At 63.2% G+C, this 24,301-nt stretch carries 24 protein-coding genes; 7 read left to right on the top strand and 17 right to left on the bottom strand.

Annotation, left to right across the window (positions count from 1 at the left end; translation table 11 throughout):
• Positions 1–10 precede the first annotated feature (10 nt).
• A complete protein-coding gene (locus NKL04_RS03755) occupies positions 11–160 on the top strand; it encodes a hypothetical protein (RefSeq protein WP_245260485.1) in 150 nt (49 codons plus the stop codon).
• Here NKL04_RS03755 and NKL04_RS03750 read toward each other — a convergent pair whose 3' ends face one another.
• The 3 genes from NKL04_RS03750 to ettA form a co-directional block, all read right to left on the bottom strand.
• The gene (locus NKL04_RS03750; RefSeq protein WP_023668239.1) at positions 161–1,282 is read right to left on the bottom strand and encodes a beta-ketoacyl-ACP synthase III; all 1,122 of its coding nucleotides are present in this window, start codon (positions 1,280–1,282) and stop codon (positions 161–163) included. It abuts the gene before it with no gap.
• A 131-nt stretch (positions 1,283–1,413) separates the two neighbouring features.
• Positions 1,414–2,184: a trans-aconitate 2-methyltransferase gene (gene tam, locus NKL04_RS03745; RefSeq protein WP_023682165.1), complete on the bottom strand. Its 771-nt coding sequence runs from the start codon at positions 2,182–2,184 to the stop codon at positions 1,414–1,416.
• A gap of 49 nt (positions 2,185–2,233) precedes the next feature.
• Positions 2,234–3,883 (bottom strand): energy-dependent translational throttle protein EttA, encoded by a 1,650-nt coding sequence (gene ettA / locus NKL04_RS03740; RefSeq protein WP_023682166.1) that lies wholly within the window; start codon positions 3,881–3,883, stop codon positions 2,234–2,236.
• 234 nt (positions 3,884–4,117) lie between these two features.
• On the opposite strand from ettA, the gene NKL04_RS03735 reads away from it, so the two are divergent.
• Positions 4,118–5,404: a GGDEF domain-containing protein gene (locus NKL04_RS03735; protein ID WP_023699623.1), complete on the top strand. Its 1,287-nt coding sequence runs from the start codon at positions 4,118–4,120 to the stop codon at positions 5,402–5,404.
• 5 nt (positions 5,405–5,409) lie between these two features.
• Here the strand turns inward: NKL04_RS03735 and NKL04_RS03730 are convergent, their stop codons facing one another.
• The 4 genes from NKL04_RS03730 to NKL04_RS03715 form a co-directional block, all read right to left on the bottom strand.
• Positions 5,410–5,970 carry a hypothetical protein gene (locus NKL04_RS03730; RefSeq protein ID WP_023699624.1) on the bottom strand — a complete coding sequence of 187 codons (561 nt, stop codon included), beginning with the start codon at positions 5,968–5,970 and terminating at the stop codon, positions 5,410–5,412.
• Between the two features lie 124 nt (positions 5,971–6,094).
• The gene (locus NKL04_RS03725) at positions 6,095–7,102 is read right to left on the bottom strand and encodes a ribonuclease T2 family protein (protein WP_023699625.1); all 1,008 of its coding nucleotides are present in this window, start codon (positions 7,100–7,102) and stop codon (positions 6,095–6,097) included.
• Between the two features lie 98 nt (positions 7,103–7,200).
• Positions 7,201–7,650, bottom strand: coding sequence for a MarR family winged helix-turn-helix transcriptional regulator (locus NKL04_RS03720; protein ID WP_023697043.1), 450 nt, complete (start codon positions 7,648–7,650; stop codon positions 7,201–7,203).
• Entirely contained in the window at positions 7,647–8,534 is an 888-nt protein-coding gene (locus NKL04_RS03715; RefSeq protein WP_023699626.1) for an alpha/beta fold hydrolase, read from the bottom strand. The genes NKL04_RS03720 and NKL04_RS03715 overlap by 4 nt, the downstream gene beginning before the upstream one ends.
• A gap of 132 nt (positions 8,535–8,666) precedes the next feature.
• Here NKL04_RS03715 and NKL04_RS03710 point away from each other — a divergent pair, with 132 nt between their 5' ends.
• The 3 genes from NKL04_RS03710 to NKL04_RS03700 all read left to right on the top strand — a co-directional run bounded on the left by NKL04_RS03710 (position 8,667) and on the right by NKL04_RS03700 (position 12,503).
• Positions 8,667–9,599, top strand: a complete 933-nt coding sequence (locus NKL04_RS03710) for an alpha/beta fold hydrolase (RefSeq protein WP_023699627.1) — start codon at positions 8,667–8,669, stop codon at positions 9,597–9,599.
• A gap of 82 nt (positions 9,600–9,681) precedes the next feature.
• Positions 9,682–10,857 (top strand): CaiB/BaiF CoA transferase family protein, encoded by a 1,176-nt coding sequence (locus NKL04_RS03705; protein ID WP_023699628.1) that lies wholly within the window; start codon positions 9,682–9,684, stop codon positions 10,855–10,857.
• On the top strand, positions 10,854–12,503 hold the full coding sequence (locus NKL04_RS03700; protein WP_023699629.1) for a thiamine pyrophosphate-binding protein: 1,650 nt from the start codon (positions 10,854–10,856) through the stop codon (positions 12,501–12,503). The genes NKL04_RS03705 and NKL04_RS03700 overlap by 4 nt, the downstream gene beginning before the upstream one ends.
• A gap of 246 nt (positions 12,504–12,749) precedes the next feature.
• On the opposite strand, the gene NKL04_RS03695 is transcribed toward NKL04_RS03700, so the two are convergent.
• Entirely contained in the window at positions 12,750–14,033 is a 1,284-nt protein-coding gene (locus NKL04_RS03695) for a cystathionine gamma-synthase family protein (RefSeq protein ID WP_023668225.1), read from the bottom strand.
• 122 nt (positions 14,034–14,155) lie between these two features.
• Here NKL04_RS03695 and NKL04_RS03690 point away from each other — a divergent pair, with 122 nt between their 5' ends.
• Positions 14,156–14,614, top strand: a complete 459-nt coding sequence (locus NKL04_RS03690) for an Lrp/AsnC family transcriptional regulator (protein ID WP_023690839.1) — start codon at positions 14,156–14,158, stop codon at positions 14,612–14,614.
• A 48-nt stretch (positions 14,615–14,662) separates the two neighbouring features.
• On the opposite strand, the gene NKL04_RS03685 is transcribed toward NKL04_RS03690, so the two are convergent.
• The 4 genes from NKL04_RS03685 to NKL04_RS03670 all read right to left on the bottom strand — a co-directional run bounded on the left by NKL04_RS03685 (position 14,663) and on the right by NKL04_RS03670 (position 18,824).
• Positions 14,663–15,634: an ABC transporter substrate-binding protein gene (locus NKL04_RS03685; RefSeq protein ID WP_023699630.1), complete on the bottom strand. Its 972-nt coding sequence runs from the start codon at positions 15,632–15,634 to the stop codon at positions 14,663–14,665.
• A 38-nt stretch (positions 15,635–15,672) separates the two neighbouring features.
• Positions 15,673–16,827 (bottom strand): ABC transporter permease, encoded by a 1,155-nt coding sequence (locus NKL04_RS03680; RefSeq protein WP_023699631.1) that lies wholly within the window; start codon positions 16,825–16,827, stop codon positions 15,673–15,675.
• Positions 16,824–17,702 (bottom strand): ABC transporter permease, encoded by an 879-nt coding sequence (locus tag NKL04_RS03675; protein ID WP_023699632.1) that lies wholly within the window; start codon positions 17,700–17,702, stop codon positions 16,824–16,826. Before NKL04_RS03675 ends, NKL04_RS03680 begins: the two co-directional genes overlap by 4 nt.
• Before the next feature lie 330 nt (positions 17,703–18,032).
• Positions 18,033–18,824, bottom strand: a complete 792-nt coding sequence (locus NKL04_RS03670; protein WP_023687997.1) for an ABC transporter ATP-binding protein — start codon at positions 18,822–18,824, stop codon at positions 18,033–18,035.
• Between the two features lie 110 nt (positions 18,825–18,934).
• Between NKL04_RS03670 and NKL04_RS03665 the strand changes: the two genes are divergently transcribed.
• Positions 18,935–19,339: a cupin domain-containing protein gene (locus NKL04_RS03665; RefSeq protein WP_031193071.1), complete on the top strand. Its 405-nt coding sequence runs from the start codon at positions 18,935–18,937 to the stop codon at positions 19,337–19,339.
• A 17-nt stretch (positions 19,340–19,356) separates the two neighbouring features.
• Here NKL04_RS03665 and NKL04_RS03660 read toward each other — a convergent pair whose 3' ends face one another.
• The 5 genes from NKL04_RS03660 to aptA all read right to left on the bottom strand — a co-directional run bounded on the left by NKL04_RS03660 (position 19,357) and on the right by aptA (position 24,293).
• Positions 19,357–19,740, bottom strand: a complete 384-nt coding sequence (locus NKL04_RS03660) for a hypothetical protein (protein WP_031208955.1) — start codon at positions 19,738–19,740, stop codon at positions 19,357–19,359.
• Between the two features lie 16 nt (positions 19,741–19,756).
• The gene (locus NKL04_RS03655; RefSeq protein WP_245260000.1) at positions 19,757–20,050 is read right to left on the bottom strand and encodes a hypothetical protein; all 294 of its coding nucleotides are present in this window, start codon (positions 20,048–20,050) and stop codon (positions 19,757–19,759) included.
• Between the two features lie 80 nt (positions 20,051–20,130).
• Positions 20,131–21,582 (bottom strand): dihydropyrimidinase, encoded by a 1,452-nt coding sequence (hydA, locus tag NKL04_RS03650; protein ID WP_023699634.1) that lies wholly within the window; start codon positions 21,580–21,582, stop codon positions 20,131–20,133.
• Between the two features lie 62 nt (positions 21,583–21,644).
• On the bottom strand, positions 21,645–22,895 hold the full coding sequence (locus tag NKL04_RS03645) for a Zn-dependent hydrolase (protein ID WP_023690832.1): 1,251 nt from the start codon (positions 22,893–22,895) through the stop codon (positions 21,645–21,647).
• 69 nt (positions 22,896–22,964) lie between these two features.
• Positions 22,965–24,293 carry an omega-aminotransferase AptA gene (aptA, locus tag NKL04_RS03640; RefSeq protein WP_023687994.1) on the bottom strand — a complete coding sequence of 443 codons (1,329 nt, stop codon included), beginning with the start codon at positions 24,291–24,293 and terminating at the stop codon, positions 22,965–22,967.
• Positions 24,294–24,301: the final 8 nt, after the last annotated feature.

Below are 24,301 nucleotides of genomic sequence, written 5' to 3'. Positions count from 1 at the left end.
GTCGAAAGCGATGATGATTCGATCAAACCGGCTGATGGCGTCCATCGGCATCGTCATGAAGGCAAGGCTGGAGGAACGCTTTCTGCGCGGAGAACTCGGCAACGCCTATGATGACTATGCCCGCAGCGTACCGATGCTGGTGCCGTTCATGCCGGCCTGATTACAGCATCCGCAAAAGCGCGCCACCGATCGAATAGCCGGCGCCGAAGGCGCACAGCACGCCGAAATCGCCGGGCTTCATGTCGGCGTGGTTTTCCGACAGCGCGATGATGGCGCCAGCGCCGGCGGTGTTGCCGAGCCGCTCCAGCACCATCGGCGCGCGGTCGTGGTCGACCTCGTGGCCGAAGGCCAGTTTCAGGATCATGGCGTTCATTCGCGCATTGGCCTGATGCAGCCAGAAGCGCCTGATGGCTTGCGGCGTCAGCCCGTGCTCGGCGAGGAATTCGACAATGAATTTGTGGCCGGCGACGGTGACTTCCTTGAACACCTTGTTGCCGACCTGTTTGATCAGATTGCCTTCGAGGTTGATCATGTAAGGATCGTCCTGGGCGGTGCGGGTGTGATAGCCCAGATTGGTGCGGATATTGTTCGACATCTGCGTCCAGGTGCGCGTGTCCAGCACCTCGAAACGCCCCGGCCGCCTCTCGCCCTCGCCCAGCCCCTCGACCACCATCGCCACCGATGCATCGCCGAAGATGAAATGCGTCTGCCGATCGCGGAAATTGAGATGGCCGGTGATGATCTCCGGCGTGACCACCAGCACGCGCTTGTGCGCACCCGCCCGCACGAGATTGGCCGCAATGTGCAAGGCGGCCGCGGCCGATGAACAACCAAGCCCCATGTCGAAGCCGGCGCCCTTGGTGCCCAGCGCCTCCTGCATTTCGATAGCGATCGCCGGATAGGGCCGTTGCTGGTGCGAGGCCGAGCAGATCACCAGGTCGATGTCGGACGGCTTCAGGCCGGCATGGTCGAGCGCCTTCCGGGCCGCGGCGACGCCGAACTCGGCCTGCAGCGACAGCGCATCGTCGGGCCGCGCCGGAATGCGCGGCGCCATGCGGGTCGGATCGAGAATGCCTTCGCGCTCGATCACATGCCGGGTCTGGACGCCCGAGGCATGGACGATGAAGGCGCTGTCGGATTTCTGCAGCAGCGTCTCATCCGTGCCTTGCCGGCGTGCATTCTCGGTGTCGACCCAGGCATTGAAGCTGGCGACCAGTTCTTCATTGGTGATCTTGGCTTCAGGGATTTCAACGCCAATGCCGCTGATGATGACGCGATGCATATCCAGTCCGTCCATGCGCAGGCGTTGTCGTTCTCATGTGAACGACGAAGGGGCGCGACACAACACTTTTCTCACCCCACCGGTTTACGCCGGCTTAAACCATAGGCTGTGGCCGGATGTCATCGGGAGTGCTAGCCGGCCCGCTTGGCGACGATGAAGATACGCGGAAAGCGCAGCAGCACCTTGCCGTTTGCGGTCTTCGGATAGGCCTCGGTGATCTTGGCCGTGTAGCTGTCGAGGAAGGTCTTGCGCTCGCCGGCGTCCAGCGGATCGAGGAAAGGCTTCAGCCCCGTCGACTTCACCCATTCGACGATCGCCTCGGCGTCGGTCAGCGGATGATTGTAGGCTGTATGCCAGATATCCACCCGGTCGGAGAGCGGCGACAAGAGATCATAATAGAACGACACCGCCGGCAGCGGTCCGCGCGCAGCACCTGCCATCTTGGCGGCGAACGGCATTTCGGCGGCCGTCTCGCGCATCACCTGATGCGACGGCTCAAGCAGATTGTCGGGCATCTGGACGGCGAGCGCGCCACCGGGGGCGAGAAAGCCCATCAGCCGCTGAAACACAGCCGGATGGGTGGGCAGCCACTGGAACACGGCATTGGCGAAGATGACATTGACCGGCTCGGCCGGCTGCCACGTCGAGGCATCGGCGAGGTCGAAATTGACGCTGGGCAGGCGCGCCCTCGCCTTCTCGATCATGTCGGGCGAGGTGTCGAAACCGCTCACCTCGGCATCCGGCCAGCGCTCGACCAGCAGCTCGGTCGAATTACCCGGCCCACAGCCGATGTCGACGACCCGGCGCGGGAAATCCACCGGCACCTGCGCAACAAGATCGCGCGCGGGCCGCGTGCGCTCATCCTCGAATTTCAGATATTGGGCGGCTGACCAGTCGGTCATTCAAGCTTTCCTCGTATCAGTTGAGAAATTCGCCGCCCCGGTTGCTCCCTTACCGCGTCAGCCTCTTGTAGGTCATCCTGTGCGGGTTGACGGCTTCGGGGCCGAGACGACGGATCTTGTCCTGCTCGTAGTCCTCGAAATTGCCCTCGAACCATTCGACATGGCTGTCGCCCTCGAAGGCGAGGATGTGGGTGGCCAGACGGTCGAGGAACATACGATCATGCGAGATGATGACCGCGCAGCCACCAAAATTTTCCAGCGCGTCTTCGAGCGCCGCCAGCGTTTCGGTGTCGAGATCGTTGGTCGGTTCGTCGAGCAGCAGCACATTGCCGCCGGTCTTCAGCATTTTTGCCAGATGCACGCGGTTGCGCTGGCCGCCGGAGAGGTTGCCGACCTTCTGCTGCTGGTCGCCGCCCCGGAAATTGAACGACGCGCAATAGGCGCGCGTGTTGGCCTCGAACTTGCCGAGCTTGACCACTTCTGCGCCGCCGGAAATCTCCTCCCACACCGTCTTTGACGGATCGAGCGCATCGCGGCTCTGATCGACATAGCCGAGCTTGACCGTCTCGCCGACGCGGACAGAGCCGGCATCCGGGGTTTCCTGGCCGGTGATCATGCGGAACAGCGTCGTCTTGCCGGCGCCGTTCGGCCCGATAACGCCAACGATGCCGCCCGGCGGCAGTTTGAATTCCAGACCCTCGATCAACAGCGTGTCGCCAAAGCCCTTCGACAAGCCTTCCGCCTCGATCACCACATTGCCGAGCCGCTCGCCATGCGGAATGACGATCTGCGTATCGCTCGGACGCCGCTTGTCGGCTGCATCCAGCAGCTCCTGGAACGCCTGGATACGCGCCTTGGACTTGGTCTGGCGGGCTTTCGGGCTGGACTGGATCCACTCGCGCTCGCGGCCGATAGCGCGCTGGCGGGCGTCGTCCTCGCGACCTTCCTGCTTGAGGCGCTTGGCCTTGGCTTCGAGGTATTTGGTGTAGTTGCCCTCATAGGGAATGCCGCGGCCGCGATCGAGCTCGAGGATCCATCCCGTGACATTGTCGAGGAAGTAGCGATCGTGGGTGATGATCATCACGGCGCCCGGATAGGCGCGCAGATGCTTTTCGAGCCACGCCGTGGTTTCGGCGTCGAGATGGTTGGTCGGTTCGTCGAGCAGCAAGAGGTCGGGCTGACGCAGCAGCAGCTGGCAGAGCGCGACGCGGCGGCGCTCACCGCCCGAAAGCTTGGTGACCTCGGAATCCTTGGGCGGGCAGCCCAGAGCTTCCATCGCCATTTCGACCTGCTGTTCGAGATCCCACAGGTTCAGCCGGTCCATCTCGTCCTGGAGCTTGGCCGACTCGTCAGCTGTCTCGTCGGAATAATTCATCATCAATTCGTTGTAGCGCTCGATGATGGCGGTCTTGGCGGCGACACCTTCCATGATGTTCTCGAACACCGTCTTGTTGGCATCGAGCGCCGGCTCCTGCGCGAGATAGCCGACGGTGGCGCCTTCGGCGAGCCAGGCTTCGCCGTTCCACTCCTTGTCGAGCCCGGCCATGATCTTGAGGATCGTCGACTTGCCCGAGCCGTTGGGGCCGAGGATGCCGATCTTGGCGTCGGGATAGAAGGAGAGATGAACATTCTCAAGCACCTTCTTGGTACCATAGGCCTTGTTGAGGCCGGCCATGTGATAGATGAACTGGCGTGCCACGCGCGCTTTCCTTGATGATTGACCGAAATGTCGGATTGAATGGAGGTTGGCCGCTATGTAGGCGATGCCGGGCCGAACGGCAATCGCTTTTGCCATTTCAAGCCGGGTGTACACCGCACGTTAAGTTTTCCGCCGGTTGTAGGGAGCGTTGAAATCCCCGGTTAACCCTTCAGCGTCAAAACAGGATTGATCGCTGGCCTGTCGCGATCGAAAGTAAAGATCGGACCGAAGGTAGTGCTGAACAGTTTCCTGCTCCTTGCCGAAGCGGTCGTCTACTTCAGCGTCATGGTCACGCTGTTCCGCTTCAGGGATCGCATCGGCCTCGGCGTCTTCGTCTGCGCGCTGGGCGCCATGCATTTCCTCGAAACCTATCTCGCCAGCGTCTTCTATGTCGCCCTGCCCTTCGGCATGGTCTCGCCAGGCTCGGCGGTGCTGTTCTCCGGCAAGCTGGTGATGCTGCTTCTGCTCTACATGAAGGAAGATGCGGCCACGGTGCGCCAGCCGATCTATGGCCTGCTGCTCGGCAACGCCTTGATGATCGGGCTGGTCCTGATCCTGCGCCTGCACGATATTTCAGCTCTTTCCGACGGCAAGCTTCCCGATATCGGCTTCATCGACCAGATGGGCTGGTTGATGGTATGGGGCACGACGCTGCTCTTCATCGACGCCATCCTGATCATCCTGCTTTACGAAAAGCTCGGGCGTTATCTGCGCAAGGCGCCGTTCTCCCGCATCCTGATTTGCGTCGCCTGCGTGCTCACCTTCGACCAGGCCGGATTTTTCACCGCCCTGCATTTCGTCGCCGGCGCACCGATCGCGGTCTTCTTCGGCGGCTGGTTCGCGAAGATGGGTGCCGCTTTTGCCTACAGCGCCATGCTTGTCGCCTACCTCAGATGGTTCGAAACGCGTCAGGTCGTGGCACCACGTGGGTTGTCCGACGTCTTCGACACCTTGACCTATCGCGAGCGCTACGAAGCCCTGGTCGAACATGTCGGCCGCGACGGCCTCACCGGCCTGTTGCACAGGGGACGCTTTGACAGCGACGGCGAACGTCTGGTTGCTGTCAGCCTGCGCACGGCCCAGCCGCTCAGCCTGCTGATCGTCGACGTCGACCATTTCAAGTCGATCAACGATCGCTTCGGCCATGCCGAGGGCGACAGGGTGCTGAGATCGATCGCCCAGGTACTGACCCAGGCGGCCGGCGCGCACGATCAGGTTTTCAGGATCGGCGGCGAGGAGTTCGCCATCCTTTGCTCGCAGCCGCATGCGGTCGCCAGGTTGCTCGGAGAAAACCTCCGCCAGGCCGTCAAGGCGTGCGTAAACCGGTTCGACATCAGCGTCAGCGCCGGCATCGCCACTGTCGACGAGACCGTAGCCTCGCTTGCCGATCTCTTCGCCCTTGCCGACGAGCGTCTCTACAGGGCCAAATCCACCGGGCGTGACCGCGTCGTCGGCGAAGCGCATGACGATGCCGAAGACCTCAGTGCCTGGACATTGTCCACACGTGGCGTCAGCGGATAAGGTTGTCAGCTCCGCTTGCGTTGATGCAATGCGCCGACCGCAACTGAAACGGCTATCAGCGCGATGGCCAGCCATTTCAGCGTGGTGATGATCGGACTGGCGTCGATGTCATAAGCGATGAACAACAGAATGCCGGGCACCAGCAGGCCGCACATGACCAGCATTATGCGGTTGATCTGCCAAGACACTTTTGCTGCCAGCGCTTCGTCACCGGCTTCGCCGACAAGACCGGCGCGCATCTCCCGGGAGATGGCCAACGCGCTCGACAGGCGCATGGAGATCGGCAAGCCGAGCCCGATTATGAGGAGGGCACACGCGGCCAGCAGAGCCGAGAATTTGAGCGCGCTGGTCTCGGCCGGCACCGGAAACAAAAGTGTCGCCAGCGGCAGGAAGACACAGACGATGCCGAGCGCGGCAATGGCGATGAAGATCGCGGCATTGACCCAAGTGAACAGCTGGTAGCGGCCTGCCCCGATCGGCGCGGCAAGCACGCGCATGCGCGCCCACTCGGCATCGGTATAGGAAAAGCCCGGCCATTCCATGCGGCCGTCTTTTATGGCTGTCATCCCCCTCGCCCAGAAAGCCAGCCGCGCCAGCCCGCCTGATGTCATGCCACTCATCGCCACCCCCGCCGAATGAATCACAGCCAGACCATATCACCGCGTCACTGCCAAGCGACAGACGGATATCCTATTGGAACCCGGCCGCATCGACCGAACCCTTCGGACAGCCCGCCTTGGTCGTCGGCGCCGAGGCGAGCATGAGAGTGCCCAGCGAACTGTCGGGGCCGATCGGGCCGGTCAGGCCGAGCGTCAGCTCGCCGATCAGCCGCCTGCCGCTCGACGGATCGACCAGGCAGGAGACACGCACCCGCGCGCCCGCCCCGGCTCCGAAGGCGCTGTCGAAGGTGCTGCGGATCTGGTCCGAAGTCAGTTGCTTGCCGACGTTCCTGGTGAAGAGCTCGCGCACAGGCGAGGCATTCACCGCCCGCATCAGATTCAGCGCCTCGGCAAAATACTCCTGCTGGCTCTTGCCGTAGCAGGTGCCGTGCTTGATCCATTCATGCCGTTCGAGCTTGGAGGCGGTGCCAGGCATCACCTGGTCGAGTTCGGCGCGCGTATTGGCATCGAGGTTGACCGGCGGCAGGTCGGCCCAATGGGCCGGATTATCATTGGCCTTGTCGCTCGCCGGCACCTGGCAATAGAAATTGCCGTTCGGTTGCGGCCACAGACCATGCAAGGTGAAATGCGACGCGTCGAAGCCGCCCGCCGTCAGCGCCTGGCATTCGGGCTTGCTCGACTTGGTTTCGCAGAAGGCCGGCTGCCAGCTCAGCGCGAAAACATATTCGGGTTTTCCCGAAGCCGCAGGCTTGCCCTGATCGGCGGGCGCGGCCGGCAGGGCGGCTGCGCTGCCGCCGGTGACATGACCGCAGCTGATCTTGACCCAGCGACGCTCAGGATCGGCGCCCGGCACGCGGATGAGGTAATGCGTCGGCGCATCCTTGTTGCCGGCCAGGAGGTCGTAGCTCTGTCCAGCCGTTGTCGCGATATTGCCGGGGTTCTTGCCGCTTTTGATTGCCTGCGTCGCCGGGCAAGCCGCATCGGCCACGAAGGAGCCGCTCATCTTCACATCGGCGCGCGCTAGGCCGACACCGGCCAGCGCCACCAACACCGCACCCCATATCGCCGATATCCGCATTCCAGCACTCCTAGCGTTTCATAGCGCAAGCTAGAAACGTGTGACATGTCAGAATTACGATTTCTTTCGTCCGCCGCAAAAAACAATCGCTCGGTCGATCAGACCCCGCCCTCCTCGACCCGCTTCGTCAACATACGCAGCAGATCAAGCGCGCTCTCAAGCACGCGAGGCTCGATGCCCTCGCTGATGCGGTTGGCCCAGACATGCTGGCGCGTGCCGGTATCCCTGATCGCGGCCCGGCCGGCATCGGTCATCGCCAGGAGCTTGGCTCGGCGGTGCGCCGGGTTGTCCGCATAGGCGGCAAGCCCTTCGGCGGCCAGAATGTCGGCAAGGCGCTGCACGCTCTGGCGCGCAAGCCCCATGTCGCGGGCAATGTCGGCCACCGATTTCGGCTCCTTCAGCACCGCGCCCAGAACCTGCCAGCGCGCCGCCGTCAGCCCGGCAGGCTCCGCCAGCCGGTCGGCCGCGTCGAGAAACCCGCCATTCAGCCGGAACACGGCAAGCACCAGTTCGGTGAGCACATCTCCGGCTTCGGTCCTGCTTGTCATTTCTGGCCGGCCTCGATGGTGGAAACGAAGGTGTTGACGGATTCAGCCACCGCCTCCGGCTTGTCAAGCATCACCCAATGGCCGGAACCGGCGACGGTTCTGTGGCCAATTCGGCTGCACAGCCGAAACAGGGCCGCCGCATTGTCATTGGCCTCCGTGGCCAGCACGAAGATCGGCCCGCGATAGGCGTCGAGCGTCGGTTCGGGATTCCATTCCGCCAGCGCCTTGCCGACGCCTGCCCGAGCCGCCGGATCGACCACCGCCGCATCGGCGAGGACCCGTTTGCGGACATCTGGATTGGATCCGGCGATCGAGGTGTTATAAGCGCTCAGGACGTCGCCGCCGTTTGGCCCCGCCAGATCGCGCACGAACCCGTCGCGAATCTCTTTGGGCAGGGCGCGCGGATCGGTCGCCGGATCGACCAGCAGGATGCCGGCAACACGGTCGGCATGGCCGGCGGCATAGGCGAGCGCGGCCCCACTGCCGCCGCTATGTGCAACGAGGACAAACCGCTTCAGGCCGAACGCATCGGCCACCGCACCAATATCGTCGGCACGGCCGTCATAGCCGTAGTCGGCATCAGCTGCAGGCGCCGATGCGCCATGGCCGCGAAAATCGAAGGCGACCGCCTCACGGCCACCTGCGGTGAGCTGCATCACCCGGTTCCACTGTGTGGCGCGGCTGCAGTCGCCATGCGCGAACAGGATCGGCAGGCCGTCGCCGGATTTGATGTCGTAGCCGGCAAGCTGGCCCTGCGGGCCGGCAATGGTTGAGGTCTTCATGGTCATCTCCCTGGTCTGGCTGGAAGCAATGCCGGGCAGGAGCATTGCGGATGAAAGGCTCGCCAGCAGAAACGCGCGGCGCGAAACGGTTTTCATGGTCATGCTCCGATCCAATTGACAGTATGCTGTCATATAACCAAATTGACAGCAAGCTGTCAATAGTAACCCCGGCTGATTTCGACCTCCCCTTGACGTCGGTCCCGCCGTCGCCCAACAGTCGCCGAGGAGCGAGACATGGCATTTGACAAGCAGACGACGCTGGCCTCTCCGACCGGGGCCACGCTCAACCTCTATGTGAAGCACGCGGGGGGCTCTCCACGCGCGGTAGTCCAGGTCAATCACGGCCTGGCCGAACATGCGGCGCGCTATGCCCGCTTCGCCGATTACCTCAGCACCCGCGGCTTTCATGTCTACGTCCACGACCATCGCGGCCATGGCGCGACCAAGGCGCCCGATGCCCCGCTCGGCAGGTTCGCCGGCACAGGCGGCCCGGCCAAGGTGATCGCCGATGTCGATGCCGTCCACGATTTGATCGCAAGGGAGCAGCCCGGCCTGCCGGTCATCCTGTTCGGCCATTCGATGGGTGCGTCGGTGGCGCTCAACTACCTGCTGGCGCACTCGCCGCGCGTCCACGCCGCGGCGATCTGGAACGGCAATTTCTCACAAGGCTTGCTCGGCCGGCTTGCGCTCGCCATCCTCGCTTATGAGCGCTTCAGGCTCGGCTCCGATGTCCCCTCACGCATCTTGCCCAGGCTGACCTTCCAGGCCTGGGGCAAGGCGGTGCCCAGCCACAAGACGCTCTTCGACTGGCTGTCGCGCGACGAGGCAGAAGTGGCGAAATACATTGCCGACCCGCTGTGCGGCTGGGATGCCTCGATCTCGATGTGGCGCGATGTCGTGGAGATGGCGCAGAAAGGCGGCAAGGATGCGGGCTTTGCCGGCATCAGGCGCGACCTGCCCGTCAGCATCGTCGGCGGCGAGAAGGATCCGGCCTCCGACTATGGCAAAGGCATCGATCATCTCGCCAAGCGGATGCGCGCGATGGGCTTTTCGAATCTGGTTTCAAAAATTTACGCCGACACCCGCCACGAAAGCCTGAACGAGGTGAACCGCGACACCGTTATGGACGATTTCGCTGCCTGGGCCGATAGCGTGCTCAAACAGTGACATCGCTGGCCTACCGCAAGGCCCGTGACAGCGGCATCCCGGGTTGATAGAGGCTGCGGTTCCGACCCGTTTTTGGTGATTTATGGCTGAACCTCCGCTGAAAGGCATCCGCGTCGTCGAACTCGCCCGCATCCTGGCCGGCCCGTGGGCAGGACAATTGCTGGCCGATCTCGGCGCCGATGTCATCAAGGTCGAGAGCCCCGATGGCGGCGACGATACCCGCAAATGGGGTCCGCCCTTCGTCATGAGCCATGATGGCGAGAACCTGTCGGCCGCCTATTACCACTCCTGCAATCGCGGCAAGCGCTCCATCGCGGTCGATTTCTCGACGCCCGAAGGGGCCGAGACGGTGCGCCGGCTGGTTGCCACGGCCGACATTCTGATCGAGAACTTCAAGCTCGGCGGCCTCAAGAAATACGGGCTCGATTACGAGAGCCTGAAGGCGATCAATCCAAAGCTCGTCTACTGCTCGATCACCGGCTTCGGCCAGGACGGGCCTTACGCCTCACGCGCCGGCTATGATTTCATCATCCAGGCCATGGCCGGCATGATGTCGATCACCGGCGAGGTCGGGCGCGAGCCGCAAAAGGCCGGGGTCGCTATTTCCGACATCTTCACCGGCCTCTATTCGGTGATCGCCATCCAGGCAGCGCTTCGCCATGCCGAAAAGACCGGCGAAGGCCAGCATATCGACATGGCCCTGTTCGACACGCAGATTTCCGCACTCGGCAACCAGAACCTCAACTATCTCGTCTCCGGCAAAGCGCCGGTGCAGATGGGCAATGCGCATATGAACATTGCGCCCTATGAGGTTGTCCCGGTCAGGGACGGCCACATCATCCTGGCGGTCGGCAATGACGGCCAGTTCGCCAAATTCTGCGCCGCCGTCGGGCTCGACCATCTCTCAGCGAATCCCGATTTCGCCACCAATCCGGCCCGCGTCGCCAACCGGGTGAAGTTGCGCGAGCACTTGATCGAGACGCTGAAGAATTGGGATCGCGACCCATTGCTGGCCAAGCTCGAAGCGGCAAGCGTGCCGGCGAGCCCGATCAACGACATCGGCCAGATGTTTGCCGACCCGCAGACGATCGCACGCGGCATGCGCCTCGACCTCGACGATGGCCATGGCAATCGTCTGCCCTCGGTACGCGCGCCGATGGTGATGTCCGGCACACCGCTGGTCTATGAACGCCCTTCGCCGCGCCTTGGCGAACACACGCAAGAAATCCTTGCCGAACTGGAGAAGTCTGGACGATGAAGACCGGTGGACAACTGATTGTCGACGCACTCGAGGCGAACGGCACCGACCGCATCTTCTGCGTGCCCGGCGAATCCTATCTCGCGGTGCTCGACGCATTGCATGACTCGCCCATCCGCACCATTGTCTGCCGACAGGAAGGCGGCGCCGCCATGATGGCCGACTGCCAGGGGCGGCTGACCGGCAAGCCCGGCATCTGCTTCGTCACCCGCGGCCCCGGCGCCACCAATGCATCGGCCGGCATTCACATTGCCATGCAGGATTCGATACCCGTCATCCTGTTCATCGGCCAGGTCGCCAGCCACGCCAAGGAGCGCGAGGCTTTCCAGGAGGTCGACTACAAGCGCTTCTTCGGCGACATCGCCAAATGGGTGGTGGAGATCGACGATGCCGCGCGCATCCCCGAACTCGTCACCCGCGCCTTCGCCGTCGCGACATCGGGCCGCCCCGGCCCCGTCGTCGTCTCGCTGCCGGAGGACATGCTGACCAGTCTTGTCGACGCGCCCGCGGCCTTGCCGCACACGCCGGTCGAAACCCGGCCCGGCGAAGCCGAACTCGATGCTTTGGAAAAGCTTCTGGCCAAGGCCAAGCGTCCCTTCGTCATCCTCGGCGGCACACGCTGGGACGAGGAAGCGGTGGCACGTATGCGCACCATTGCCGAGGCCTGGTCGCTGCCGGTCGGCTGCTCCTTTCGCCGCCAGATGCTGTTCGACCATCTGCACCCGAACTATGCCGGCGATGTCGGCATCGGCATCAACCCGAAGCTGGCCACCGCCATCAAGCAGGCCGACCTGGTGCTGCTGATCGGCGGCCGCATGGGCGAGATGCCGTCCTCCGACTATACGCTGCTGAAGAGCCCTTACCCCGACCAGACGCTGGTCCATGTCCATGCCGATGCCGGCGAACTCGGCCGTGTCTACCGGCCGACCCTGGCGATCAACGCTGCGCCGTCGGCCTTCGTCGAAGCCTTCGCCAAGCGCAAGCCAACGTCCACGCCAGCCTGGGCGGATGAGACAGCGAAAGCACACGCTGCCTACCTCGACTGGTCGACGCCTCCTGAGACCGGCCCCGGCACGGTCCAGATGGGGCCGATCATGAACTATCTGGAAAAGATTTTGCCCGATGACGCCATTTTCACCAACGGCGCCGGCAATTACGCCACCTGGGTGCACCGCTTCCACCGCTTCCGCCGCTTCGCCACCCAAGGCGCGCCGACCTCCGGTTCGATGGGTTACGGCACCCCGGCCGCGGTCGCCGCCAAGGCGCTCCATCCCGACCGCACCGTGATCGCCTTTGCCGGCGACGGCTGCTTCCTGATGAACGGACAGGAATTCGCTACCGCCGTGCAATACGACCTGCCGATCGTCGTAATCGTCGTGAACAACGGCATCTACGGCACCATCCGCATGCACCAGGAGCGCGACTATCCCGGCCGCGTCGTCGCCACCGATCTGAAGAACCCTGACTTTGCCGCTCTTGCCCGCGCCTATGGCGGCCACGGCGAGACGGTCGAGAACACGGCAGATTTTGCCCCTGCCTTCGAGCGTGCCCGCGCCAGCGGCAAGCCGGCGATCGTCGAAATCAGGCTCGACCCCGAGGCGATCACGCCGACGCGGACGATGACGCAGATCCGCGACAAGAGCTGAGAAGTTAGCAGCGAAAGCCGAGTTCCGTCACACCCCCCTCTGTCCTGCCGGACATCTCCCCCTCAAGGGGGGAGATTGGATGTCATGTCGCCCTTCGCCAATCTGCAGCGTTGCAGACAGGGCGCTATGGTCAGAGCTGCTGATCTCCCTCCTTGCGGGGGAGATGGCCGGCAGGCCAGAGGGGGGTGCTGTCCCGCCGACGCTGCCAAGGCGATCGCCCCTTTCCTGATATCTACAAGCGAGCTATCAGACCGCTGCCAGCGCCTGCGTCAGGTCGGCGATAAGATCGTCCGGATGCTCGACGCCGATCGACAGCCTGACCGTGGTCTCCAGCACGCCGATGCGCTGGCGCACGTCGAAGGGAATGCCGGAGTGCGTCATCGCCGCCGGGTGGCTGGCGAGTGACTCCGTGCCGCCGAGGCTCACCGCCAGCTTGAATATTTGCAGCCCGTTGAGAAATGCGAAGGCCGCCTTCTCTCCGCCTTTGATATCGAAAGAAAATGTCGACCCGGCGCCGCTGCATTGCGCCTTGTAGGCCCGTCCCGCTGCCGTATCCTCGCCCAGGAACGGCAGGTAATGCACCTTCTCGACCTTGGCGTGATCGCGCAGGAATTCGGCCACGAGCCGCGCATTGTCGTTGGCGCGCTCCATGCGGATGGACAGCGTCTCCAGCGAGCGGCCGAGCATCCAGCAGGAATGCGGGTCGAGTTGCGTGCCGATGGCGCCGCGCAGCGCCTTGATCGGCTTGGTCACCGCCTTGCTGCCCATCGCCGCACCGGCGATCAGGTCGGAATGGCCGCCGACATATTTGGTCAGCGAATAGACGGAGACATCCGCGCCATGTTCGATCGGTCGCTGGAACACCGGGCCGAGCAGCGTGTTGTCGCAGACGATGATCGGCGTTGATCCTTGGCTTGCGCCGATCTCGTCGGCAAACTTCCGGATCAGTGCGATGTCGACCAGGCTGTTGGTCGGATTCGACGGCGTTTCGATGAGAATGACCGAGACACGCCCCTTCGCCACCGCTGCATCAGCAGCGGCCCGCACCGCCTTGTCGTCGACGCCGTCGGCGAAGCCGACAGCGCCGATGCCGAAGCCGGACAGCGTGCGCGTCAAAAGCGTCTCGGTGCCGCCGTAAAGCGGCTGCGAATGCAGGATGACATCGCCCGGCCGGGCATAGGCGAGCAGCGTCGTGGCGATCGCCGACATGCCCGACGAGAACAGGATGCAGGCGTCCGTTCCCTCATAGACCGCCAGCCGGTCCTCGACGATCTCCGAGTTGGGATGATTGAAGCGCGAATAGACCAGGCCGGACGCCGTGCCGCTCGGCGGCTCCTTGCGGCCGGATGTGTAGTCGAAGAAGTCGCGTCCCTCCTCCGCCGATTTGAACACGAAGGTCGAGGTCAGGAACACCGGCGGCTTGACGGCGCCTTCCGACAGTTGCGGATCGAAGCCATAGCTCAACATCAACGTTTCCGGATGGAGCTTGTGGTTGCCGATGTGGGTTTTCGACGGGCGCGGCGCGGTCATGGCTTTTCCTGCATCTGGAGGAGTCTCGTGCAGCAATTTATGCGATCCCGTTCCACCAGTCCTTGCTATTTTCGGCCTCGCATGGCTGCATCCCGGCAACAAATTGCCGAGCGAGAGCAAAAGTGCAGCAGAAGATAGCCGACGATTTCGACCGCAAGATCCTGCGCGAGCTGCAGGCCGACGCCCGCATCACCAACAATGAGCTTGCGGAGCGCATCGGCCTGTCGCCGTCGCCATGTTTGAGGAGGGTACGCCGGCTGGAGGAGGCCGGCATCATCAGGGGCTATACCACGCTGGTTGATCCCTCAGCCTTCGGCTGGAACATGGTCGCCATCGCCACCGTTCGACTCAGCCGCCAGAACGAGGACGAGATCGTCATGTTCGAGGACGCCATCCGCGGGTGGGAGGAGGTGCTGGAATGCCACCTCGTCACCGGGTCGCGCGACTATGTGCTGAAGGTGGTGACCGGCAGCCTCGAACAGTACGAGCGCTTCATCAAGGAAAAGATCGCGCGGCTGAAATGCGTCGCCTCGATTGAGACCAGCTTCGTCATGAACACCATAAAGGAACGGCGCCTCTGACATTTGGTCAAAGGCGCCGCTCTCGAGGTCGAAATTGCCTGGCCAGGCTTATTTGATCGCCTTGTCGGTGATGGCCGTGGTGTAGGCGCCGGTCGGCGCCTTGGTGATGATCTTCTGGTCGAGCAGCGCCTTCGCGGTGCGCTCGTAGGTCGCCGGGTCGAGCTTGCCGTCGGCATTGTCGATCAGCTTGGCGACTTCGCTCATCATCCGCTTCTGGTGGTTTTCGTCCTGGCCACCGCTGTCCATGACAATGCCCGCGGCCTCGTCATTGTTGTCGATGGCATATTTCCAGCCCTTCATCGAGGCGCGCACGAAACGCACCATCTTGTCTTCGAAAGCCGGATCCTTGAGCTTGTCTTCCGAGGCGTAGAGCCCGTCCTCCAGCAGGTCGTTGCCCATCGCCGAGTAGTTGAACACGGTCAGCTGGTCCGGCTTGTAGCCAGCATCGATCAGCTGCCAGTACTCGTTGTAGGTCATGACCGAAATGCAATCCGCCTGCTTCTGGATCAGCGGCTGCACGTCGAAGCTCTGCTTCAAAACCGTGACGCCATCCGGGCCGCCTTCGGTCTTCAGGCCGAGCTTGTTCATCCAGGCGTAGAAAGGATATTCGTTGCCGAAGAACCAGACGCCGAGCGTGTGACCCTTGAAATCGGCTTCGGTCTTGATCGGGCCGTCCTTCGGGCAGACCAGCTCCATACCGGCCTTCTTGAACGGCTGGGCGATGTTGACCAGCGGCACGCCCTTTTCGCGCGCGGCGAGCGCCCCACCCATCCAGTCGACGATGACGTCGGCGCCACCGCCGGCGATCACCTGCTCGGGTGCGATATCGGGACCGCCCGGCTTGATGTCGACGTCGAGGCCTTCGGCTTCATAAAAACCCTTGGCCTTGGCGACATAGTAGCCGGCAAACTGCGCCTGCGTGACCCATTTCAGCTGCAAGGTCACCTTGTCGGCGGCCATTGCCTGGAACGCGGCCAGCGACATCGCGCCGGCCAGCATCGGAATGATCAGTCTTTTCATGTTTTTACCCTCTGAAGTTAACACCCGAACCCACCGCCCTATCCACCACGGACAGAGGGATGCCAAAACGTGACGGCTCTCTCGACGAGAGCGACCACGCCATAAAAGACCGAACCCGCCAGTGCTGCAACTGCGATTTCGGCCCAGACCATATCGATGTTCATCCGCCCGACCTCGGTCGAGATGCGAAAGCCCATGCCGACCACAGGCGTGCCGAAGAACTCGGCGACGATGGCGCCGATCAGCGCCAGCGTCGAGTTGATCTTCAGCGCGTTGAAGATGAAGGGCGCTGCCGCCGGCAGCCGGAGCTTCAAGAGTGTTGGCCAGTAGCCCGACGCATAGGTGCGCATCAGGTCGCGCTCCATATGGCCGGAGGCGGCAAGACCGGCAACCGTGTTCACCAGCATTGGGAAGAAGGTCATGATGATGACGACCGCGGCCTTGGACGGCCAGTCGAAGCCGAACCACATCACCATGATTGGCGCCACACCGATGATCGGCAGCGCCGAGACCATATTGCCGATCGGCAGCAGACCGCGGCGCAGGAACGGCACGCGGTCGGCCGCAATCGCCACCAGGAAGCCGGCGCCGCTGCCGATGACATAACCGAAGATCACCGCCTTGAAGATGGTCTGCCTGATATCGGCGCCGAGCACCGGCAGGGAACTGGCGATGCGCACACCGATGGCGCTCGGCGGCGGCAAAAGGATGAAGGGAATGCCGGCGCCACGCGTCATCGCTTCCCATATGATCAGGATCCAGGCGCCGAAGATCGCCGGTATGATGAGGCGCAGCGCCATCCGCGCCCCTTTTGCCATCGGGCGAAGCCCCGACAGCACGGCGACGCAGCGCCATGCCAGCAGCCAGGCAGCGGCGAGCAGCAGGAAATACGGCGCCAATGCCATGCCTTCGAACCCTGTAATGCCCGAGATCAGAATCCAGGCGACAAGGTGAGCGCCGATAAACAGCACCGCAGCCTCGGCCACCGCCGAAATCCTGAGCATCGAGATCAGCCCCGCCAGCACGGCCAGGCCGATCATCGGGGTCTTTATACCGAAATAGGGGTAGTCGAAGCTTGCCGTCGGGTCTGCAAGGGTGGCCGCTTCCGGCTTCGACATCGCGCCGAGCGACAGGGCTACAAGACACAGCGCAATGGCCAGCACGGCTTGCCAGGAGGGCTTCAGCCAGTTCATGCCGGCCTCCCGCCCATCGCGCGGTCAACCAGGCTCCCGGCTATGCCGACCACCATGACCAGAAGGGCCGCCACCACCGAGCCCGCCACAAGGGCGGACCAGATGTCGATGGACTGGCTGTAATAGGCGCCTGCCAAAAGCTTGGCGCCGATGCCGGCGACAGCACCGGTCGGCAGTTCGCCGACAATGGCGCCGACCAGGCTCGCCGCCACCGCCACCTTCATCGACGTGAACAGGAACGGCACCGAGGCCGGCACCCGCAGCTTCCAGAAGGTCTGCGAGACACTGGCATTGTAGGTGTGCATCAGGTCGAGATGCATGAGTTCGGGCGAGCGCAGGCCCTTCACCATGCCCACCGTCACCGGGAAGAACGACAGGTAGGTCGAGATCATCGCCTTTGGGATCAGACCGCTGATGCCGATCGCCCCCAGCACGACGATGATCATCGGCGCCACCGCCAGAATGGGAATCGTCTGGGAGGCGATGATCCACGGCATCAGGCTGCGGTCGAGCGTCGCCACATGCACGATGCCGACCGCGATGACGATGCCGAGCGCCGTGCCGAAGGCAAAGCCGAGCAACGTCGACGACAGGGTCACCCAGGCATTGTAGACGAGGCTGCGGCTCGATGTGATGGGCCGCAGGAAGGTGTTCTCGAAGAAGTTCACCGCCACCTGATGCGGCGCCGGCAGCGTCGGCTTGGGCTGCGACAGCGTCTTGCCGATGAATTCGACGGTGCCGTGGGTTTCCCCGGCGCGCCGGTCGAGGTCGCGCTGGAAGGGCGCGTTTAGGATGACGGCGAAGACATACCAGAGCACCACCACGCCCAGGAGGATGGAGGTCACGGGGATGAGTTTTTCGCGGAAGGTGTCCATCAGGCGCGCTCCCCTTCTCCTCTCCCCGCCGGGAAGAGGGTGGCCGGAGCGAAGCGGAGGCCGACCACCTCCGCGTTCGTCATCCTAGGGCGGAGCGACGCGAAGCGTCGTGCAGACCCTAGGATCCATTCCGTGACGTTGGCCGAGGGGTATAAGCGGTTGAGAATGTTCGCCTTCGCGGGCGCAGCGGCGTGTGCACCGTTTTGCACCGTTGCGGACCGTATAGGTAACGGTATGGATCCTAGGGTCTGCGCCGCGTCGCTTCGCTCCTTGCTTCGCCCTAGGATGACGAAGGCGTGGCGGCGACGTCCGCACTCATTCGCTACCCCCTCAATCATCATAGCTGTGCCCTGCCCTCAAGCCATCGCGCACGCGGGCCGCGATCGCCAAAAATTCCGGCGTCTCGCGGATGTCCAGTGGCCGCTCCTTTGGCAGCGTCGATTCGATGATGTCGGTAACCCGACCTGGGCGCGGCGACATGACGACGATGCGCGTCGACAGATACACCGCCTCGGGGATGGAATGGGTGACGAAGCAGATCGTCTTGTTGGTGCGCGCCCACAATTCCAGAAGCTGTTCATTGAGATGGTCGCGCACGATCTCGTCCAGCGCGCCGAAGGGCTCGTCCATCAGCAACAGGTCGGCGTCGAAGGCGAGCGCGCGGGCGATCGAAGCGCGCTGCTGCATGCCGCCGGAAAGCTGCCAGGGGTATTTCTTCTCGAAGCCGGAGAGGTTGACGAGCTCCATCGTTCGCTTGATGCGCTCGGCCTGCTCCGCTCTCGAAAGGCCGATGATCTCCAGCGGCAGCGCCACGTTACGCTCGATCGTGCGCCACGGGAAAAGGGCTGCCGCCTGGAAGACGTAGCCATAAGCGCGTTTCTCGCGCGCCTGTTCCGGCGTCATGCCGTTGACCGAGATCGTGCCCGATGTCGGTTTTTCCAGATCGGCGATGACGCGCAGCAAGGTGGTCTTGCCGCAGCCCGATGGGCCGATGAAGGAGACGAACTCGCCCTTGCCGATGGTCAGGTCGACATTGGAGAGCGCCTCTACCGGACCGTCATTGGTCTGAAAGGTAAGGCCAAGTCTGCTTGCCGAGACGACGGCTGGCGATTGTCCCGTCATCGCTTGCTGCCTGCCTCTCGCAGCCGCCCAGGATGAAATGCCGTTGCATTCGCGTTGATGTTGCTTTCCACTCGTCCAATCCCACCCAATCGACGCCCGGAGCCTTGCCGATGTCGCCCAAACCCACTTGTCACCTTATCCGTCCTGAAAGCACTTATGAAGGCAAGCAGGGATTGACCTATTTTGCCGGCATTGCAGCCGAGACGGTCGGCTCGTCCGGCATCTGCATGCATCTGCTCACCCTGCCGCCCGGCGCCCGCGCCAAGGCGCATCTGCATGAAAGCCATGAGACGGCGATCTATGTGCTCTCGGGCGAGGTCCACACATGGTATGGCGACAGGCTCGAGAACCACATCGTCGTCAAGGCCGGCGACCTCTTCTACATCCCGGCCGGCGTACCGCATCTGCCGGCCAATCTGAGCAACGCCCCGTCCTCGGCCGTCATCGCCCGCACCGATCCCAATGAACAGGAAAGCGTCGTCCTGTTGCCGGAACTGGATGCGCTGGTGGCCTGACGCTGACGGGACTGCCGTCATTTGCACCGCGCCACTTCGCCCATGACATTGCCGTCGTCGTCGGCGACTGTCAGCTTCTTGGCGTTCTTGGCGCTGCGCTTGATGGTGAATTTGGTCGGCTCCTGTCCTTCTTCGCCTTCCGCCTCGCATGTTGCCGTCACCACCAGCGACCCATCAGCCTGCGCTTGCTTGTCCGTGAAGGTGCAGGCGCTGGCGGCGGTGACCAATGCCTCGTCGGTCAAAAGCAGCATCCGATCGGCGGCGACTTCCTGGCCGTTGCGGTTGATGCAGCCATATTTGTCCCCATAGGGTTTCGTCAGGTCGATGCCTGCCGCAAGGGCCTGACCCGCAGCCAGAACGACTGCCATCGCAACAGACGGCCCCAAACCGCGCGCGCTCATTCCCCCAGCTCCAACGTCACGAACACGGTTGCAACGGCCCCATTTCTTCAAGACCGGGAATGGTCACGAAGAACCCACCCTCGCCCTTGTTGGTGACCACAACGGTTTCAGCCGTCGTCCCCGCCTCGCCTTCGGCGGAACAGGTCGCATCAAGTGATTGCGTGCCCGGCGCCCACGTCAATTGCTGCGCGAACCGGCAGCCGCTGCCATAGGTCTCGATGCCCTCGGCGGTCAGCACGATATAATCGTCGCGGCCCTGAAAGCCGGCCTTTGCAAAGACACAACCGGCATCGTTGCCCCAGAAGCCCACCAGCCTCTCGGCCCCTGTTGCCGGACCAGCGACCACCATCGCCACGACCAGTGAAATGAGCGCCCCCGGGCTCCGCAACGTCAAACGCCTGTCGCCGGAATGCCGGTGCGTTCCACCTTGCGCGGCGCGGTAATGTCCTTCCAGGTCGACAGAGCCCGGTTGACTGCCGCGTTCGGCTCGCGGGCGACGAATTCGCCATGGCCGGGCTTGGCCTTGACCTCCGCTTCCTCGACCGACAATTCGCCGCGCGAAAAGACGAAGCGCGGCAGGCCGGTCACCTCAAAACCTTCGAAGACGTTGTAGTCGATCACCGATTGCTGCTTCTTCGAGGTGATGGTCTTCTTGGCGCTGGGGTCCCACACCACGATGTCGGCGTCCGCGCCTTCGACGATGGCGCCCTTCCTAGGATACATGTTGAGGATCTTGGCGATGTTGGTCGAAGTCACCGCGACGAACTCGTTCATCGTCAGCCGCCCGGTGTTGACGCCCGTCGTCCACAGCACGGGCAAGCGGTCTTCAAGCCCGCCAGTGCCGTTCGGGATCTTGGTGAAATCGCCGACGCCGTTGCGCTTCTGCTTGGTGGTGAAGGCGCAGTGGTCGGTCGCCACCACCTGCAGCGATCCCGCCTGCAGGCCGGCCCACAGCGAATCCTGGTGCAGCTTGTTGCGGAAGGGCGGACTCATGACGCGGCGCGCCGCATGGTCCCAATCCTTGTCGAAATACTCGCTTTCATCCAGCGTCAGATGCTGGATCAGCGGCTCGCCGAAAACCCGAATGCCCTTCTGGCGGGCGCGGCGGATGGCTTCGTGGCTCTGCTCGCAGGACACATGCACGACATAGAGCGGCACGCCGGCCATGTCGGCGATCATGATGGCGCGGTTGGTCGCCTCGCCCTCCACTTCCGGCGGCCGCGAATAGGCGTGTCCCTCGGGGCCATTATTGCCGGCGGCGAGCAGCTTTTGCGACAGCGCCGCAACCACGTCGCCATTCTCGGCATGAACGAGCGGCAGCGCGCCGAGATCGGCGCAGCGCTGGAACGACGCGTACATCTCGTCGTCGTCCACCATCAGCGCGCCCTTGTAGGCCATGAAATGCTTGAACGAGGTAATGCCCCTGTCGACGACGGTGGCCATCTCGTCGAACACCTGCTTGCCCCACCAGGTGATCGCCATGTGGAAGGAGTAGTCGCAGGCAGCCTTCGAGGTCTTGTTGTCCCACATCTGCAACGCTTCCAGCAGCGATTGCTGCGGCGCCGGCAGGCAGAAATCGACCACCATCGTGGTGCCACCGGAAAGGGCCGCACGCGTCCCGGACTCGAAATCGTCGGCCGAATAGGTGCCCATGAACGGCATTTCGAGATGGGTGTGCGGATCGATGCCGCCCGGCATGACGTAACAGCCGCTGGCGTCGAACTCATGGTCGCCATGCAGGTTCGAGCCAATGGCGACGATCTTGCCGTGCTGCATCAGCACATCGGCCTTCCAGGTGCGGTCGGCGGTGACGATGGTGCCGTTTCGGATGACTTTGGTCATTGTCGTGTTCCCTTGTTCTCTTCGCGCTTCTTGTGAGCGTCGTTTTGAATACAGATCTTAGTTCACGCCACGATCCCCGCTGTCTCTACCACCGCATGGAACAGCACGTCGGCGCCGGCGCCGGCCCATTCCTTGGTGATTTCCTCAGCCTCGTTGTGTGACAACCCGTCAACGCAGGGGCACATCACCATGGCGGTCGGCGCAACGCGGTTGATCCAGCAGGCGTCGTGGCCGGCGCCGGAGACGATGTTGCGGTGGGAATAGCCGAGCCGATCGGCGGCGTCGCGGATCGCCTTGACGCAGCCGGCATCGAAGGTGACCGGATCGAAAGCGCCGACCTGCTCGACCTTGTACTGGATGTCGAGCGCCTCACAGATCGTGTCGATGCCTTCGCGTATGCGCCCATCCATCGCGTCCAGCACTTCCTTCTCGGGCGAGCGGATGTCGATGGTGAAGACGGTGCGCCCGGCGATGATGTTGCGCGAGTTCGGAAACACCTCCATGTGGCCGACCGCGCCGACGGCGTCGGGCTGGTAGTCCATGGCGATCTCGTGCACCAGTTCGATGACCCGAGCCATGCCGAGCCCGGCATTACGGCGCTTGGGCATCGGGGTCGAGCCGGTATGCGCCTCCTTGCCGGTCAGCGTTACCTGCAGCCATTTAAGGCCCTGGCCGTGGGTGACGACGCCAATGTCGATGCCTTCGTCCTCGAGGATCGGCCCCTGCTCAATATGCAGTTCGAAGAAGGCGTGGATCTTGCGATCACCGACTTTCTCGGTGCCTTTCCAGCCGATGCGCTCCAGCTCCTCGCCAAATTTCCTGCCCTGTTTATCAGTGTGCTGATACACGTCCGCCTGATCGAGCACACCGGCGAACACGCCGGACGCCATCATAGCCGGGGCAAAGCGCGAGCCTTCCTCATTGGTCCAGTTGGTAACGACGATCGGATGCCTGGTCTGGATGCCGAGATCGTTAAGTGAGCGGATGATCTCCAGCCCGCCGAGCACGCCGAGCACGCCGTCATACTTGCCGCCGGTCGGCTGCGTGTCGAGATGGCTGCCGACATAAACCGGCGGCAGGCTGGGATCAGCACCTTCCCGCCGGGCAAACATGGTGCCCATCTCGTCCAGGCCCATTTCGAGCCCGGCCGCCTCGCACCAGCGCTTGAACAGATGCCGTCCCTCGCCGTCCTCGTCGGTCACGGTCTGGCGATTGTTGCCGCCCGCAATACCGGGGCCGATCTTCGCCATCTCCATGATGGAATCCCACAAACGGTCTGAATTGATTCGCAGATTCTCGCCTGGGGCGGCCATTCAAAGTCCTCTCATTTCATATAACCAACCGGGCGGCGGTTCCCGCCGCCGCCCGACTGGCTGGATAGATTAGTCGATCGCCCTCAGCACTTCTCTGACATGGTCGATCAATTCGTTGATCTGGCCCTTGGTGATGATCAGTGGCGGCGACAGCGCGATGATGTCGCCGGTGGTGCGGATCAGCGCGCCGCGCTCGAACGCCTTTACGAAGGCCGAGAAGGCCCGCTTGGTCGGGCTGCCTGCGATCGGCGCCAGTTCGATCGCGCCGATCAGGCCGATGTTCCTGATGTCGATGACATGCGGCTCGCCCTTCAGCGAATGCAGCGCATCTTCCCAGTACGGCGCCAGTTCCTCGCCGCGGGTGAGCAGGCCCTCTTCCTTGTAGGTGTCGAGCGTGCCGAGTGCCGCGGCGCACGCAATCGGATTGCCCGAATAGGTGTAGCCGTGGAAGAACTCGATCATGTGCTCGGGGCCGGTCATGAAGGCGTCGTGGATTTCCTTCTTCACGAACACCGCGCCCATCGGGATGACGCCGTTGGAGACGCCCTTGGCGGTGGTCATGATGTCGGGCGTGACGCCGAAATAATCCGCTGCGAACGGCGCGCCGAGACGGCCGAAACCGGTGATGACCTCGTCGAAGATCAGCAAAATGCCGTGCTTGGTGCAGATCTCCCGCAGTTTCTGCAGATAGCCCTTCGGCGGCAGGATGACGCCGGTGGAGCCGGCGACCGGTTCGACGATGACGGCGGCGATGGTCGAGGCGTCATGCAGGGCAACGATGCGCTCCAACTCGTTGGCGAGTTCCGCGCCATACTCCGGCACGCCCTTGGAGAAGGCGTTCTTTTCCGGCAGATGCGTGTGCGGCATGTGGTCGACGCCGCCGAGCAGCGTGCCGAACATCTTGCGGTTGGTGACGATGCCGCCGACCGAGATACCGCCGAAATTGACGCCGTGATAGCCGCGTTCGCGGCCGATCAGGCGGGTGCGCGCGCCCTCGCCCTTCACACGGTGATAGGCGATCGCCATCTTCAGCGCCGTTTCGACCGATTCCGAACCGGAATTGGTAAAGAAGACATGGTCCATGCCCTTGGGCGCGAGATCGACCAGGCGGTTGGCCAGCTCGAACACGATGGGGTGGCCCATCTGGAAGGCCGGCGCATAGTCGAGTTCGGCCGCCTGGTGCTGGATCGCCTCGGTGATCTTGGGACGGCAATGGCCGGCATTGACGCACCAGAGGCCGGCGGTGCCATCGAGCACCTTGCGGCCGTCGCTGGTGGTGTAGTGCATGTCCTTGGCGGACACGAACATGCGCGGCGCCTGTTTGAACTGCCGGTTTGCCGTGAACGGCATCCAGAATGCGCTGAGATCGTTCGGCGTGACTTTCAGCCGGTTGGACATGACCAAGA

Source organism: Mesorhizobium sp. C264A, from assembly GCF_040324515.1.
Classification (GTDB): Bacteria; Pseudomonadota; Alphaproteobacteria; order Rhizobiales; family Rhizobiaceae; genus Mesorhizobium.
The sequence above is the reverse complement of the archived record's forward strand: the minus strand, read 5'-3'. Positions and strand labels throughout refer to the sequence as shown.